The organism is Parablautia sp. Marseille-Q6255 (genome assembly GCF_951230155.1).
Classification (GTDB): domain Bacteria; phylum Bacillota; class Clostridia; order Lachnospirales; family Lachnospiraceae; genus Choladousia.
This window is the reverse complement of record NZ_CATNVD010000015.1, coordinates 86,058-101,453: the sequence shown is the minus strand read 5'-3', so window position 1 is coordinate 101,453 and position 15,396 is coordinate 86,058. Positions and strand designations below refer to the sequence as shown.

At 45.2% G+C, this 15,396-nt stretch carries 13 protein-coding genes; 7 read left to right on the top strand and 6 right to left on the bottom strand.

What is annotated here, in order from left to right; all coding sequences use genetic code 11:
• The first annotated feature begins 156 nt into the window (after positions 1 to 156).
• From QOX44_RS12850 to QOX44_RS12825, 6 genes are all read left to right on the top strand, one after another.
• Positions 157 to 576: a nuclear transport factor 2 family protein gene (locus QOX44_RS12850; protein WP_283683543.1), complete on the top strand. Its 420-nt coding sequence runs from the start codon at positions 157 to 159 to the stop codon at positions 574 to 576.
• Positions 577 to 603: 27 nt separating this feature from the next.
• The gene (locus QOX44_RS12845) at positions 604 to 777 is read left to right on the top strand and encodes a hypothetical protein (protein ID WP_283683542.1); all 174 of its coding nucleotides are present in this window, start codon (positions 604 to 606) and stop codon (positions 775 to 777) included.
• Between the two features lie 65 nt (positions 778 to 842).
• Positions 843 to 1,511 carry a response regulator transcription factor gene (locus tag QOX44_RS12840; protein WP_283683540.1) on the top strand — a complete coding sequence of 223 codons (669 nt, stop codon included), beginning with the start codon at positions 843 to 845 and terminating at the stop codon, positions 1,509 to 1,511.
• Positions 1,508 to 2,521 carry a sensor histidine kinase gene (locus QOX44_RS12835; protein ID WP_283683538.1) on the top strand — a complete coding sequence of 338 codons (1,014 nt, stop codon included), beginning with the start codon at positions 1,508 to 1,510 and terminating at the stop codon, positions 2,519 to 2,521. The genes QOX44_RS12840 and QOX44_RS12835 overlap by 4 nt, the downstream gene beginning before the upstream one ends.
• 101 nt (positions 2,522 to 2,622) lie before the next feature.
• Complete coding sequence (locus QOX44_RS12830; RefSeq protein ID WP_283683536.1) at positions 2,623 to 3,390, top strand: ABC transporter ATP-binding protein; 768 nt, start codon at positions 2,623 to 2,625, stop codon at positions 3,388 to 3,390.
• Positions 3,380 to 5,626, top strand: coding sequence for an ABC transporter permease (locus QOX44_RS12825; protein ID WP_283683534.1), 2,247 nt, complete (start codon positions 3,380 to 3,382; stop codon positions 5,624 to 5,626). The genes QOX44_RS12830 and QOX44_RS12825 overlap by 11 nt, the downstream gene beginning before the upstream one ends.
• A 149-nt stretch (positions 5,627 to 5,775) precedes the next feature.
• Here QOX44_RS12825 and QOX44_RS12820 read toward each other — a convergent pair whose 3' ends face one another.
• The 6 genes from QOX44_RS12820 to QOX44_RS12795 all read right to left on the bottom strand — a co-directional run bounded on the left by QOX44_RS12820 (position 5,776) and on the right by QOX44_RS12795 (position 12,549).
• Positions 5,776 to 6,360 (bottom strand): ANTAR domain-containing response regulator, encoded by a 585-nt coding sequence (locus QOX44_RS12820; protein ID WP_283683532.1) that lies wholly within the window; start codon positions 6,358 to 6,360, stop codon positions 5,776 to 5,778.
• A 34-nt stretch (positions 6,361 to 6,394) separates the two neighbouring features.
• Positions 6,395 to 7,606, bottom strand: coding sequence for a glutamine synthetase family protein (locus QOX44_RS12815; RefSeq protein ID WP_283683531.1), 1,212 nt, complete (start codon positions 7,604 to 7,606; stop codon positions 6,395 to 6,397).
• Between the two features lie 18 nt (positions 7,607 to 7,624).
• Entirely contained in the window at positions 7,625 to 8,347 is a 723-nt protein-coding gene (locus QOX44_RS12810) for a glutamate synthase (RefSeq protein ID WP_283683529.1), read from the bottom strand.
• Between the two features lie 77 nt (positions 8,348 to 8,424).
• Entirely contained in the window at positions 8,425 to 9,930 is a 1,506-nt protein-coding gene (locus tag QOX44_RS12805) for a glutamate synthase-related protein (RefSeq protein WP_283683527.1), read from the bottom strand.
• Entirely contained in the window at positions 9,930 to 11,024 is a 1,095-nt protein-coding gene (locus QOX44_RS12800; protein ID WP_283683525.1) for a class II glutamine amidotransferase, read from the bottom strand. The genes QOX44_RS12805 and QOX44_RS12800 overlap by 1 nt, the downstream gene beginning before the upstream one ends.
• A 151-nt stretch (positions 11,025 to 11,175) precedes the next feature.
• Complete coding sequence (locus QOX44_RS12795; RefSeq protein WP_283683523.1) at positions 11,176 to 12,549, bottom strand: TrpB-like pyridoxal phosphate-dependent enzyme; 1,374 nt, start codon at positions 12,547 to 12,549, stop codon at positions 11,176 to 11,178.
• Positions 12,550 to 13,278: 729 nt separating this feature from the next.
• Between QOX44_RS12795 and QOX44_RS12790 the strand changes: the two genes are divergently transcribed.
• A complete protein-coding gene (locus tag QOX44_RS12790) occupies positions 13,279 to 15,375 on the top strand; it encodes a glutamine synthetase III family protein (protein ID WP_283683521.1) in 2,097 nt (698 codons plus the stop codon).
• Positions 15,376 to 15,396 lie beyond the last annotated feature (21 nt).

Here is a 15,396-nt window from a genome sequence, read left to right as displayed (position 1 = left end):
GAGGATTTTTTGAGATTTGCATATATCATTGCTGACATGATACAGACGTATTTTCAATGGAAAACTTAGTTTCTCTGATTCTTGTTTTTCTATATCAAATTCAGGTTGTGCAAAACAAATGAGAAGGTTATACAAAAATGTAGAGGTGTTTATATAATGGATGAACGAGAAAAAACAATTCGGCTATGGTTTGATATGTGGCTTAACCAGCAGGATATGGGAATTGACGATATATTTACAGAAGATGTAATTTATACAGAAAGCTGGGGTCCCCAGTATAACAACAGTAAAACAGTAAAGCATTGGTTTCAGGAATGGAATACCCGTGGCAAGGTGGTTGTTTGGGAAATCAAGCAATTCTACCATAAGGGAGATCAAACGGTTGTAGAGTGGTATTTCAAAAATGAAATGAACAATGGGAGTATAGAGGAATTTGATGGAATCTCACTGGTTGAATGGACAGAGGATAATAAAATAAAGAAGTTAAAAGAATTTGGGTGTAATCGCAATACCTATAATCCATACCAGGAAGGCGATACCCCTCAACTCAGAGCAGAAAAAGTAAATTGGTTTTGAGTGAGTGCTTATGGAGGTAAAAATACGATGTATCGGACAGAATTAGTAGAAGGAATTACCGTGGAAAATGTAACAGAGAAAATCAACGCAAAAATAGAAGAAATGGAAAAGGAAAGCTATCGACTTGTTACGATGTCTTTTTGGGGAGCCGAAAGAGCTGTACTGGTTTTCAAAAAAGGGTTAAAGGGTAGTTTGCTTTAACATACATACTTATGCCAATGGGAGAATGAACAACTGCATATCGTATTTTTTTCACGGAGGCTGATATGAAAGAAAAAATATTGATAATAGAAGATGTCCCGTTGATACGGAATGAATTGAAAACGCTGCTGCAAAGCAACGGCTATGAAACGGTGGCTCCAGAGGGTTTTTCTGATGTGATTGACCGGATCAAAGCCAAGCAGCCACACTTGATTATACTGGACATCAAGCTACCTGGGACCAATGGCTTTTCTCTTTGCACCGAGATTCGCACATTCTCCGAAGTTCCAATCATTTTTGTGACAAGCTGCAGCACAGATATGGACGAACTAAATAGCATCATGCTGGGAGGAGATGCTTTTATCACGAAGCCCTATAACACAGCGATCCTGCTTGCGAAGATAGCATCTCTTTTGAAAAAAGCCTATCCCACGCAGCAGAGGGAGCAGATTGTCTATGGAGGTGCTGTGCTGCACCTGGAATCCAGCAGGTTAGACTATCATGGACAGAGCGTAGATCTGACCAAGAACGAATTAAAAATTCTCTATTACCTGTTCAAGAACGGAGGAAAAATCTGTTCTCGTGCAGATATGATTGAGTATTTGTGGGACAATCAATTATATGTGGATGACAATGCATTAAGCGTTAATATCAATCGTATCCGGGAGAAGCTGGCAGGCATCGGCCTGACAGATTTTATTAAAACAAAGCACCGACAGGGGTACACGATATGAGCAGCAGACGATATTGGAAAAACAGGCTGCCATTTCTGCTGACGAATCTTGTTTGTATGGCTGCGCTTACTGTATTCCTGCTGGTGTGTGGCAATTCTGTTTCCGCAGTAGTATTGATTCTGATTGTCTGGGCCTTGATTTTGCTGGCTGGAATTGTCCTTACTTACTGGAAACGGAAGCGGCAGATGAAAAAACTTCTGGATATGGCGAAACAGCTTTCAGAACGATACCTCATTCCCGAAGTGATGGAGCTGCCAGAACAGGCTGAGGATCAGGTTTACTATCAGCTTTTGAAAATGGCTGAAAAATCCATGCTGGAGCAGATTGGAGAGGTCGAGCGGGAACGTCTGGAATACAAAGAATATATTGAACAATGGATTCATGAAATTAAAACGCCCATTACTGCCATGAAACTTTTATGCGAAAACCATCGGACAGACTGGGCAAAAGAACTTCTGCTGGAACTGGAAAAGACCGACCGCTTTACCGAACAGGCCCTTTATTATGCCCGTAGTGAGCATACGGAGAAAGATTATTCTGTTCGGGAAATAGTGCTGTCCCAAGTCGTGCATCAGGCGATTGCAGATAATAAATATCTGCTGCTTCAAAGTGGTATGCGTCTGGAAGTGGAGGAAATGCAGGATGCGGTTTATTCCGATGAAAAGTGGGTACGCTTTATTCTGAACCAACTGATTGCCAATGCGGTCAAGTATCGTACTGAAAAGCCGACTCTCCGCATTTCTACCCGTAAACGACAGGATCAGATTGTCCTTGTCGTAGAGGATAATGGAATTGGGATTACCGCATCCGACCTGCCTCGTATTTTTGAAAAGGGATTTACCGGTCAGAATGGTCGTATGGTTCAGCAGTCCACGGGCATTGGTCTGTACCTGTGCAAACGGCTCTGTGAAAAGCTGGGCACTGGTATTACGGCGGAATCGTCGGAACAGGGCACAGCCATTTCCCTTTCTTTTCACATTAACTGTCTGATTCATGAAGTGCAGAGCTGAGAAACGTTCTGCACTTCTTACATTTTTGTTAGAACTTTGTAAGAAAACTTGATACAAACAAGGTTGCTTTTATCTTACAATAGAAATCAGAGGTGATGATAATGAAAGAAGTATTGAAACTGGATCATATCCAAAAATATTACGGAAATGGCGGGAATGTTACAAAAGCAATTCAGGACATCAGCTTTTCCGTTCAAGAGGGAGAATTTGTAGGGATCATGGGAGCATCCGGCTCTGGCAAGACTACCCTGCTCAACTGTATTTCCACCATTGATACCGTCAGCGCGGGACATATTTATCTGGACGGGACTGATGTGACGGAAATCAATGAAAAACAGATCGCCCGGTTTCGCCGGGAAAATCTTGGGTTTGTGTTCCAGGATTTTAACCTGTTGGACACGCTGACCATCTCGGAAAACATAGCTCTTGCGCTGACGATCAATAAAATCCCCGCAGGAAAGATCGATGGACGGGTGCTGGAAATGGCCGGAAAGCTGAATATCACGGATATTCTGGATAAATACCCCTATCAGGTGTCCGGTGGTCAGAAGCAGCGGTGCGCCTGTGCCAGAGCCATTATCAACCAGCCTAAGCTGATCTTGGCGGACGAACCTACCGGCGCGTTAGACAGTCATTCGTCCCAGATGCTGCTTTCTACGATCCAGAGTATCAACGAAGCTCTCGGAGCCACGATCCTGATGGTGACACACGATGCTTTTTCGGCAAGCTATGCAAATCGCATTCTCTTTTTGAGGGATGGTGCGATCTTCACGGAAATCCGTAAAGGTGGTGATTCTCGCAGGACTTTCTTTGAAAAGATTCTGGATGTCCTCACCATGATGGGAGGGGGCGTGAGCGATGTACGCTAAGCTTGTTTTCAAAAATGCAAAGAAGTCTGCGAAGGATTATTTGATTTACATTGTGACTATGACGGTCTGTGTCACCTTGTTCTATGCGTTTTTGTTTATCAGCAGCAGCCACTATCATCCGGTCATCGGTGCGGAGTATAACATTTCTCTGCTGGCCGGAGGTATGAAACTGGCGATTTGCGGAATCAGTTTGCTTTTGTTGTTCCTGATTCACTATGTCAATCGTTTCATGCTGCGAAAAAAACAAAAGGAGTTTGCCGTTGAGGCAACACTGGGAATGGAGCAAAAAACGATAGGACTGCTCTTTTTTTGCGAGACTTTTTTTCTGCTTATATTCTCTGTAGCGGTGGGTATCCTTCTGGGGATGATCGTTTCTCAGGTCATTACGGCTATGCTGCTTGCTTCTTTTGGGGAACCCTACACTTTTTCCTGGTTATTTTTCCCAGATACTGTGTTGCTGACCGTGGGCTTCTTTGCTGTCTGTCAGATTCTGGTCGGGCTGGGAAATGTCCGTATCTTAAATAAAAGCAGGATTATCGAACTTATGACGGCAAACCGGAAGAATGAAAAGCCTCTTCATAAAAGCAGATGGATGCCTGTAATCTGCATTTTGTATGGTATCCTGCTGCTGTGGATGCTGCAAGTGGGCGCTGTAAAATGTTATTTTTATTTTGATTCCAGACATCCGCTTCCTGTTAAGCTCATGTATTGGGGAAATATCATTTTTCCTGCCTTGACGTTGCTTTGGGCAACAGCAGGTACTTTTTTACGCAGAAAAATAGGGTTTTCCAGATACCTTTGCGGGATTCTGGCTGGAGCCGTCATGACCGCCATACCGATTTTTTCCATCGCAAAACTGGAAAACACCTATTTTCTAGGATTTGATGCTCCAACCCTGAATCAATATTTATTGTTTGGGATTGCGGATATTTTGTTTATCCTTTCCGCAGTCATTTATTTATCGAATGCGGCGCTTTTGTACTGGAAGGAGTCTAAAGTGTCCCGCAAATATCACAATACGAGCTTATTTCTGTTTGGCCAGCTTTCCTCAAAGCTTGCTACCAATACGAAAACGATGACGGTGATTTGTATTACGCTGACTTTTTCTATCTGCCTGTTTGTTATTGCACCGATTCTGACAGGATGGAGTCTGGGCTATCTGGACAGTCGGGCGGTCTATGATATTCAGATTTCAAGCCGTTACAACGATGTTTATGAAGTGGAAAATCTTCTGGATACAGACTATGGGGAAATTACAGGATTTATAGGAAAAAATCAAATTGCGATAGAGGAAGATCTGACTTTTTCAGAATATCTTCCAAAACGGGAATCCTTTCACCAACGGGTAAAGTACGATTTCCCTCCCCTGGCAATCGCACTGACGGATTACAATACCATTCGGAAAATGCTGGGATATGAGTCTGTTATCTTAAAAGCAGATGAATTTGCCACACACTGGCATTATGCGGCGGATGTCAGGGATATCGAGGATTACATCGCATCCCATCCCTTGCTGGAAACTGATGCCGGCACACTAAAGCTCAGTGAAAACGCGGTATTTCAGGAGCCTGTGGGTGAATCCATCTATAATCTTTATACAGCTGTGGTGTATATTATACCTGACGAAGCAGCGCAAGCCCTGCTTCCAGTTCAGAGTAACCGGTTTGTGACGACCAAATATCCGCTTTCTTTCAAAACCGCAGAATCGCTGGAACAGCTTCTGGTAAATTCTTATCCAGAAGAGTCCAATAAAGACAATCTGCCGAGCTATAGTACAACTATCCGCACAACGGAAGTGAACCGTATCATAGCACTTAACTTTATCTTAAAAGCGTCCCTGATCTACAGTGCAATTGTACTGGTGGTGATGTGTCTTACCGTACTGGCTCTCCAACAGCTCTCAGATGCAGAAAAATACCACTACAGGTTTTCGGTTTTGCGAAAAATGGGAGTGGAAGAGAAGGAACTGCATACTTTGGTTCTAAAGCAGCTTGGTGTTTGGTTTGGGCTGCCGAGCGCATCGGCAATTGTTGTAGCAATTATTGTGATCAGCTATTTTCTTCAAAGCGCTTCTGCGGAAATATCAGCTTATATAGGATACGGAGCCCTGGTGCGGCAAATAGGCATCATTATCGGGATTCTCGCTTTGCTGCTTTGCTGTTATTTTCTCAGTACATGGCTGCTGTTCCAGCGTTCTATTGGCACTGATAAAGGATATCCGGATCATGGGAGATGAGGCACACACATGTATGATATGTAGTATTTCAACAAATGTCCGTATTGCGAAGTGATACTGGAAGAAGCACCTGAGCTGGAGCAGACAGAAAAACCTTGTGCCGGGGCAGGTGGCTAAGGCTGTACTGCTTGCAGGAGGAAAACAGGGGATTAAGTATAAATCGTAATAATTTCTTCTGCAATGCTTCTCTTTGCTGTACAGCGATCCATTGCCTGCTTTTCAATATAACGGTGCGCATCAGGTTCGCTCATTTGCAGTTCACTGATCAAAATCCACTTTGCTTTGTTGACCAGGCGAATCTCAGCCATTTTCTCTTCGATAGACAGGGACTTTTTCTCCAATTGTCTCAGTCGTTCTCTGGCGCTTTCCATCCAGCTGAGAGAGTGCAGCATAATCGGTTTTGAGATTGGTTTTGGCAAGGTGAATACGCCGTGCTCGGCAACTTTATCGTGGATCTCGGCATGGAGATCATTTTTTACTAAAAGTAATACCGCGGACTGCTTTGTAGCACAGATATCAATCGCAAAACAAGTCCCGAAATCATCCGGCAAAGGTGCGTTAATGACAATAAAATCAAATGTTTTTTCGGTGACTGCCCGTTTGGCGGCGCTGATACTGGTAACACTGTGAATGGGGTAGTATCTTGTTTTCGGGAGCAGGTCAGAAAATGCAGAGGTAAAATTATCTGTCGCAGACACAACGAGGATACTGTAAAAACGTTCTCTTAAGCTCATAACTCCGCTTTCCCCTCCTTTTTATCTGTTTCGATCAATTGCTGCAATAAATAGACAGTATGGCATCAGGTATATGTTTTTTGACAAAACTGCTGGTTACAGCTGCTGCACATGCGGATTTGAAATCCCCCGGCAGTTGTTTGAACCTGGCAAGTGTATCTGCATCTGCTTTATACAGATTGATATCGGCAGGTTCCGGCAGTTCCAGTTTGTTTTGAATGCCATCCAAAATTGCATAAATTAACAGGGCAAATGTCAGATACGTATTTGTAGATGGATCGGGAGAGCGAAGTTCTGCACGCTGGTATTTTCCGACAGCAGCAGGGACTCTGATAAGCTGGGAGCGGTTCTCGCTGGACCAGGAGATGTATCTTGGCGCTTTATTGCTCCCAAAACGCTGATAAGAATTTTCTGTCGGGTTTAAAAACATGGTCATATCTGCAACTTTGTCTAAAATAGCAGCGATCATATAGCTCATATAGTCTGCATCATCAGTAGATTTTACGGATATATTAATATGAAATCCGTTTCCGGGTCTGTCTTTTAGCGGTTTCGGGCTGAAGTCAGCAAAAAGTCCATTACGTCTTGCGATTGTTTTTACAACAGTCTGGAATGTCATGGCATTATCGGCAGCTGTCAGCGGGTCGGAATAACGAAAATCAATTTCGTTTTGTCCGGGACCTTCTTCATGGTGAGAGCTTTCCGGCTGTATGCCCATCTGTTCAAGTGTCAGACATACTTCGCGGCGGATGTTTTCCCCTCTGTCTTCCGGTGCAATATCCATATAGCCGGCCTGATCATAAGGCTCTTTGGTTGGATTTCCATTATCATCCAGACAAAAGAGGTAAAATTCCTGTTCAGAACCAAAGAAGAACTGGAATCCTGCATTTTGCGCGTCCTGAACGGCCTTTTTTAAGATTGAACGGGTATCACATTCAAAGATTGATCCGTCCGGCCTGGTAATCGTACAAAACATCCGTACGACACGCCCATGCTCCGGTCTCCAGGGCAGCGGCATAAGCGTATCTGCGTCCGGATGGAGAAAAAGATCCGAATGATTTTCATCACCAAAACCGGCGATCGCAGATGCGTCAATGGCAATCCCACAGTCAAAAGCGCGGGAGAGTTCCTCTGGCATGATGGATATGTTCTTCTGCTTACCAAACACATCGCAAAAGGCGAGGCGTATGAACTTTACATCTTCTTCCTGTATATATTGCATGACCTCTTCTTTTGAATACTTCATAGTCTTACCTGCTTTCTTTTAATTTGCCACATACATTTGTTTATATGGATTGTTGCTGTCTGGTGTGATGACTGTAAAGGGAGCAGACAAAAGCTTGTCCATCGAACAGGTGAAATCTGCACAGTACTCAGACAGATATCCCAGAATTTCATCTAAATCTTCCGGGGCTGCGCGTCTTGCTGTCACCTGCTCCGGAAAGCAGATATCATCACAGTCACCACGCAAAAACATTTTTCCGCCATGCATTCCAGTACAGGGAAAATTACCCACGATACGTTTTTGACCAGCGTGAAGTCCGAGAACAATAATGATACCGCCAGCCTGATATTCGCCAAGGAAGCTTCCGGCGCATCCGCCGATGATTATGACAGGAACCTTTTCTTTGTAAGCTTTCATGTGGATTCCGGCGCGATATCCCGCGTTTCCTTTTACATAGATTTTTCCGCCGCGCATGGCATAACCGGCAGCATCGCCAATATTGCCATGTATCAGGATCTTTCCTTCATTCATAGTGTCGCCTACGGCATCCTGGGCATTAGAATGTACGGTGATATGGGCATTGTTTAAATATGCGCCCATCGCATTTCCCGGAAGTCCCTGGATCGTAAGATTTTTGCCGGACATACCGGCGGCAATAAATCTCTGTCCGCAGCAGCCTTTGATCATACAGTCACCGTCTGTTCTGCGCAATGCTTCATTTACAGCTTTATAATCTAAATTCGCAGCATCAATGATTTTCATATTATACCATACCTCCAAAAAAATGTTTACGCTTTTCTAAAGAATATGCCGCAGGATCCCCCGCTTTCTTTCCGTTATCATTCTCCTGCATGAAGGATACCAAGTATCGCAAGCTCTTTTTCTGTTAATCCGATGCCACGCAGCATGAGACGGTTTCCACGCAAGGCTTCGATGGAATTAATGCCCATACCGCCCATCAGTTCTTTGATCTCGTGTTTCCATGCTGTCATAAGATGGATCAGACGTTGGCTTCCTGCTTCAGGCTCCAGTCTCTTTACAAGTTCAGGACGCTGGGTCGCAATCCCCCAGTTGCATTTCCCGCTCTGACAGGTGCGGCACAGGTGGCATCCAAGAGCCAGCAAAGCAGCGGTAGCCACATAACAGGCATCTGCACCAAGTGCAACGGCCTTTACCACATCAGCGGCACTTCGGATACTTCCGCCAACGATCAGAGACACATTGCTGCGGATATTTTCATCACGAAGTCGCTGGTCAACGCAGGCAAGCGCCAGTTCGACTGGAATACCGACATTGTCCCGGATTCTGGTCGGTGCAGCACCTGTACCGCCGCGGAAACCGTCGATCGCGATAATATCAGCTCCGCTGCGTGCGATGCCACTTGCGATAGCAGCGATATTATGAACAGCAGCCACTTTGACGATGATGGGTTTTTTATATTCGGTGGCTTCTTTCAGTGAAAAAACAAGCTGACGTAAATCTTCAATCGAATAGATGTCATGGTGCGGAGCCGGTGAAATGGCATCGGAACCCTCCGGGATCATTCTCGTACGCGATACGTCTCCGATGATCTTTGTCCCTGGAAGATGTCCTCCGATTCCCGGTTTTGCCCCCTGTCCCATTTTTATTTCAATCGCAGCGCCGGCCTCAAGGAAATCCGCATGGACACCGAAACGTCCCGACGCTACCTGCACGATCGTATTTTCACCATAGCAATAAAAATCTTCATGCAGACCGCCCTCGCCGGTATTGTAAAAAATACCAAGCTCAGATGCAGCCAGAGCAAGTGATTTATGCGCGTTGTAGCTGACAGATCCGTAGCTCATGGCAGAGAACATGACAGGCATGGAAAGTTCCAGCTGCGGCGGGAGGCTGCAGTCCAGTTTTCCATTTTCTGATCGTCGTACCTTCTGCGGTTTCCTCCCGAGAAAAACCCGTGTTTCCATTGGCTCACGCAGAGGATCGATAGAAGGATTTGTTACCTGCGAGGCATTGATCAGGATCTTATCCCAATATACAGGGTACGGATCCGGGTTTCCCATGGAAGACAGGAGGACACCTCCGCTGTTCGCCTGTTTATATATTTCTTTGACTGTATTATCAGACCAGTTTGCATTTTCCCGAAGAGTACAGTCGCTTTTTACAATTTTCAATGCCCTGGTCGGGCAGAAGGAGACGCACCGCTGACAGTTTACACATTTTGCTTCGTCGCATTTCATGCTTTTATGTTCTTTATCGTAGCTGTGGACTTCATTGGCGCATTGCTGCACACATATCTGACAGGAAATGCATCTGTCGTTATTTCTGATCACTTCAAATTCAGGATAAATAAATTCTATTCCCATTAAAACATTCCCTCCTTCACCTTTATGATGACCGGTTCGCCTCCGGCGGGAGACCAGATGTTTTCTGCGTTTGCTTCCATCGTACGAATAGCGGCTTCTTCGCTGGCTATAAAGACAAGATCGTCCTTCTCACCAACTACCATGGAGCGGAGCTTCAGCCGATCATTCAAAGCCATCAGTCCTCCGGTAAAGCCCAGAACAATGGAGAACGGTCCTGTCACAAGCAGGCTGGAGAAAAGCGTTCTGAGGTAACTGTGCTTTTTCTGATCCTCCAGATCCGTCTTTGCATCGATCGTACTCCAAAACGGCGCTGCAACAACGCTTGCAGCTTCTGAGAGAGTAAGCCCCTGAACACGGAGCAGATAATCCATGATATAGGTGATGACCTCTGTGTCTGTCTGGAGCGTGCATTTGTAGCCAAACATTTCAATAAACCGACGGTTCGCATCATAGGAAGAGATCTCGCCGTTATGTACGATAGAATAGTCAAGCAGCGTAAAAGGATGGGCGCCGCCCCACCAGCCCGGTGTGTTGGTTGGATACCGTCCGTGGGCAGTCCATGAGTAGCCTTCATACTCGTCCAGTTTGTAAAAGACTCCGACATCTTCCGGAAATCCGACCGCTTTGAAGGTTCCCATATTTTTGCCGCTGGAAAAAACGTAGGCTCCAGACATATCTTCATTGATCTTCATGACTGTTCTGGCAACAAATTCTTTTTCGTCCAGCTGCAAAGATACTACAATAGATTTTAGCGGAGCCACGAAATATCTCCATATAATAGGCTCGTCCGTGATTGCCGGGATCTTGCGCGTCGGAATTATTTCGGACTGGACGATCTCAAAACGTTCCTTCAGGAAAGCCTCACATTTCTTTCTTGTATCACGGGTATCAAAGAACATATGAAATGCATAAAATTCTTTATATGCAGGATAAATGCCATAACCGGCAAATCCTCCGCCAAGTCCGTTGGATCTGTCGTGCATGGGTTTCATAGAATTTGTGATCATTTCACCGGACATCTTATTTCCGTCTTTCGATATGACGGCAGAGATTGCACATCCGGAAGGGATTCGTACCTGACCTTCCATTTTCATACTATCTGTACCTTCCTTTCGGCGTAAATAAAAAGAAAGGCGTCCACTTCAAGGGCAGAAATAATCTGCCTGAAAATGAACGCCTTTGCTCATATTTAATATTTATACAGCGAACAGTAATTTTTGTCAAGAGATGAGAAAAATAATCTGCTCAGTGTCCCATTGGAAGTTTGGCACGGTATGTTGCAAGCTCTTCATCTGTCGGGATGTGATCGGTCATGTCGCCATTATGGTATTTTTCGTATGCGACCATGTCAAAGTAACCAGTGCCTGTAAGGCCGAATACAATCGTTTTTTCTTCGCCCGTTTCTTTACATTTGAGCGCTTCATCGATCGCAGCCCGAATAGCGTGTGAACTTTCCGGAGCAGGCAGAATACCTTCTACACGTGCAAAATATTCAGCGGCTTCAAAAACTTCGGTCTGCTTTACGCTGACGGCTTCCATAAGTCCCTGATGGTAAAGCTCCGAAAGCGTAGAACTCATGCCGTGATAGCGCAGACCTCCCGCGTGGTTGGCAGAAGGAATAAAGTCACAGCCAAGCGTATACATTTTTGCAAGAGGGCATACCATTCCGGTATCACAGAAATCATAGGCATATACGCCTCTTGTAAAGCTGGGGCAGGATGCCGGTTCAACAGCTATGATGCGATAGTCTTTTTCTCCGCGGAGCTTTTCACCCATAAACGGTGCGATAAGACCGCCCAGGTTGGAGCCGCCGCCGGCACAGCCGATGATGATATCCGGCTCGATATGAAATTTATCAAGCGCAGCTTTTGTCTCCAACCCAATGACAGATTGATGCAGAAGTACCTGATTGAGAACACTGCCAAGGACATAACGGTAACCGTCACTTGTCACAGCTTTTTCGACAGCTTCGGAAATCGCGCAGCCAAGACTTCCGGTAGTTCCGGGATGCTGCGCAAGGATCTTTCTTCCGATCTCCGTTTCCACAGAAGGAGAGGGCGTGACGGATGCGCCGTATGTGCGCATCACTTCACGACGAAATGGTTTTTGTTCGTAAGAGCATTTAACCATATACACCTTGCAATCCAGGTCAAAGTAGGAGCACGCCATAGAAAGGGCGGTTCCCCACTGACCGGCTCCTGTTTCTGTCGTTACACCCTTAAGCCCCTGTTTTTTTGCATAATAGGCCTGCGCAATGGCTGAGTTTAGTTTGTGGCTGCCGCTGGTGTTGTTTCCTTCAAACTTGTAATAGATTTTCGCAGGAGTATCCAGTTTTTCTTCCAGACAATATGCCCTTACAAGAGGAGATGGACGGTACATCTTATAAAAATTGCGGATCTCTTCCGGAATTTCAAAGTAAGCAGTGTCATTGTCCAGCTCCTGAGCGATCAGATCCCTGCAGAATACACCTGCAAGTTCTTCGGCTTTCATCGGCTGACGGGTAGCGGGATTTAACAGCGGCGCCGGTTTTTGCTTCATATCGGCACGCATGTTATACCATGCCTTTGGCATTTCAGATTCATTCAGATAGATTTTGTAGGGAATGTTTTCTTTTCTCATAGCTGTTTCCTCCTCATAAAAATAAAGTGATAAGTTCCTTTTATTCTGAGTCAGGGAACTTGAAAAGAGAAAAATGTGCTTTTTACACGGCTGCGTTTTTACACAGCAAAAAGTCCCTGACAGAATAAATGATCTGTCAAGGACGAATTACGTACGATCATAAAGAGTACGACACGATCCGCGGTGCCACCTTGCTTCACAGGAAATGCTCCCATGCACTTAGCGGGATACAGGTATATCCCTGGCAACTAACGTATGCCTGTACGTTGCAGAATACTGGGTGTAAAGAAATACACTTTTGACTGCACCCTCAGCGGTCCATTTGACAAATTGTTTCTTGCCTGATTCTCAGCACCACAGGCTCTCTGTAAAGGCATCATTGCCGTTATCTCCGCTTCAACGGTTTAATGTATTAATTCAGCAAAGATACTAACATTGATTTATTCGGATGTCAATAGGGAATTTCAAAAAGTTAAAATAAAACAAATTGCCGGAAGCAGAAGTGACAGAGGTGGAGAAATAAAAAAAGGATTGACAAATGATTTTTCGGGGTGTATTATCCAACACGTAAAGGCAAAGGCGTCTTTGAGAAGGAGTTCTCAGAGACGCTTTATGTTTATCACGGAAAACAGATACAACAGGAATCAAAAGGCAAGGGTGTCTTTCATGTACAGAGGAACGTATCATGAAGACTGCCCTTGCCTTTTCCAATTCAGGAGGAGCGACATTATGAAAAATGTATCAGAATTTTTTGGATGTAATGTATTTGATGACAGAGTGATGAAAGCAAATTTATCAGCGAAGGTGTATGAGTCGTTGAGAAAAACGATTGATGAAGGAGCAAAGCTTGACATTACTGTGGCAAATGCGGTTGCGGCAGCTATGAAGGACTGGGCAGTGAAGCATGGCGCTACTCATTATACACACTGGTTTCAGCCGCTTACCGGCGTAACGGCAGAAAAGCATGACAGCTTTATTTCTCCTTCTCCAGACGGAGGCGTAATCATGGAATTTTCAGGAAAAGAGCTGATCAAGGGGGAGCCGGACGCTTCTTCCTTTCCATCCGGCGGTCTTCGGGCTACCTTTGAGGCGAGGGGATATACAGCATGGGATCCTACATCTTATGCATTTATAAAGGGAAAAACATTGTGTATTCCGACAGCATTCTGTTCTTATGGCGGTGAGGCTCTTGATAAGAAAACGCCGCTGCTTCGTTCTATGGAAGCCCTGAACAAACAGGCGATGCGCATTCTGCATCTGTTTGGAAATGACGATGTGAAGTGTGTCCGTACTTCGGTAGGACCGGAACAGGAATACTTTCTCATTACAAAGGAAATGTATGAGCAGCGAAAAGACCTTCGGTTTACAGGACGTACTCTTTTCGGGGCAAAGCCGCCCAAGGGACAGGAGATGGACGATCATTACTTTGGCGTGATCAAACCAAGAGTAGCGGCTTATATGGAAGAACTTAACGAGGAGCTATGGAAACTGGGAATCCTGGCAAAGACGGAGCACAACGAAGTAGCGCCGGCACAGCATGAGCTCGCTCCGATATATACGACGACCAATATCGCGACCGACCATAATCAGCTGACAATGGAGATCATGCAGAAGGTTGCGGAAAAGAACGGGCTTGTATGCCTGCTGCATGAAAAACCATTTGCGGGGGTAAACGGAAGCGGCAAGCATAACAACTGGTCGCTTGCGACAGATAAAGGAGTAAACCTGTTATCGCCGGGCGAGACGCCTTATGAAAATGCTCAGTTTTTATTGTTCCTTTGCGCCGTGATCAAAGCAGTGGATGACTATCAGGATCTGCTCCGACTTTCTGTCGCAACTGCAGGAAATGATCACAGACTTGGCGCAAATGAAGCTCCGCCGGCAGTAGTATCTATCTTCCTTGGGGATGAGCTGAATGCGGTGTTAGAAGCGATCGAAACAGATACGCCCTATGCGGGAGCAAAGAAGGCGCAGATGAAACTTGGCGTGGATGTGCTTCCGAAATTCAACCGCGATACCACTGACCGCAACCGGACTTCACCGTTTGCATTTACCGGAAATAAATTTGAGTTTCGTATGCTTGGCTCCTCGAACAGTATTGCATGTGCAAACATTATGCTGAACAGCGCAGTGGCAGAAAGTCTGAAAATCTATGCCGACAGACTGGAACAGGCGGAAAATTTTGAAGATAAGCTGCATGAAATGATCCGGAAGACGATCAAAGACCACCGGCATATCATTTTCAACGGAAACGGCTATGACGATGCATGGATCACAGAAGCAACAGAAAAGAGAGGGCTTCTCAACTATCGCACAACACCGGATTGTATGCCGCATCTGCTTGATGAAAAGAATGTACAGATGCTCACTTCTCATAAGGTGTTTTCAGAGGCCGAGTTAAAATCAAGGTGTGAGATCATGCTGGATAACTATTGCAAGACCGTATTGATCGAAGCGAATACGATGATCAATATGGCAAAAACAGAGATTGCACCTGCAGTAAGCGCATATGTGCTGGAGCTTGCAAATACGGCGGCGGCGAAAAAAAAGGTGGATAGTTCGCTCCCCTGCAGCTACGAAACCAGTCTGCTCAAGAAGCTTGCAAGGCTGGAAGAACAGATTGCTCTAAGGGCAGAGGAACTCAAAGAAGCGGTAATAAAAGTGCAGGATATCAGCGAAATTGAAACGCAGGCTTATGGGATCAGAGATGCTGTTTTAGTAAAAATGAGTGAGCTTCGGGTTGTCTGTGATGAAGCGGAAACGACAACGGCAAAGAAATACTGGCCGTTTCCAACCTATGGGGATCTGCTGTTCGGCGTAAGATAGCGTATCACATAAAGTTACGGA

Coding starts and splice junctions, on each gene's coding strand:
- QOX44_RS12850 (WP_283683543.1), top strand. CDS start 157: ATGGATGAACGAGAAAAAACAATTCGGCTATGGTTTGATATGTGGCTT.
- QOX44_RS12845 (WP_283683542.1), top strand. CDS start 604: ATGTATCGGACAGAATTAGTAGAAGGAATTACCGTGGAAAATGTAACA.
- QOX44_RS12840 (WP_283683540.1), top strand. CDS start 843: ATGAAAGAAAAAATATTGATAATAGAAGATGTCCCGTTGATACGGAAT.
- QOX44_RS12835 (WP_283683538.1), top strand. CDS start 1,508: ATGAGCAGCAGACGATATTGGAAAAACAGGCTGCCATTTCTGCTGACG.
- QOX44_RS12830 (WP_283683536.1), top strand. CDS start 2,623: ATGAAAGAAGTATTGAAACTGGATCATATCCAAAAATATTACGGAAAT.
- QOX44_RS12825 (WP_283683534.1), top strand. CDS start 3,380: ATGTACGCTAAGCTTGTTTTCAAAAATGCAAAGAAGTCTGCGAAGGAT.
- QOX44_RS12820 (WP_283683532.1), bottom strand. CDS start 6,360: ATGAGCTTAAGAGAACGTTTTTACAGTATCCTCGTTGTGTCTGCGACA.
- QOX44_RS12815 (WP_283683531.1), bottom strand. CDS start 7,606: ATGAAGTATTCAAAAGAAGAGGTCATGCAATATATACAGGAAGAAGAT.
- QOX44_RS12810 (WP_283683529.1), bottom strand. CDS start 8,347: ATGAAAATCATTGATGCTGCGAATTTAGATTATAAAGCTGTAAATGAA.
- QOX44_RS12805 (WP_283683527.1), bottom strand. CDS start 9,930: ATGGGAATAGAATTTATTTATCCTGAATTTGAAGTGATCAGAAATAAC.
- QOX44_RS12800 (WP_283683525.1), bottom strand. CDS start 11,024: ATGAAAATGGAAGGTCAGGTACGAATCCCTTCCGGATGTGCAATCTCT.
- QOX44_RS12795 (WP_283683523.1), bottom strand. CDS start 12,549: ATGAGAAAAGAAAACATTCCCTACAAAATCTATCTGAATGAATCTGAA.
- QOX44_RS12790 (WP_283683521.1), top strand. CDS start 13,279: ATGAAAAATGTATCAGAATTTTTTGGATGTAATGTATTTGATGACAGA.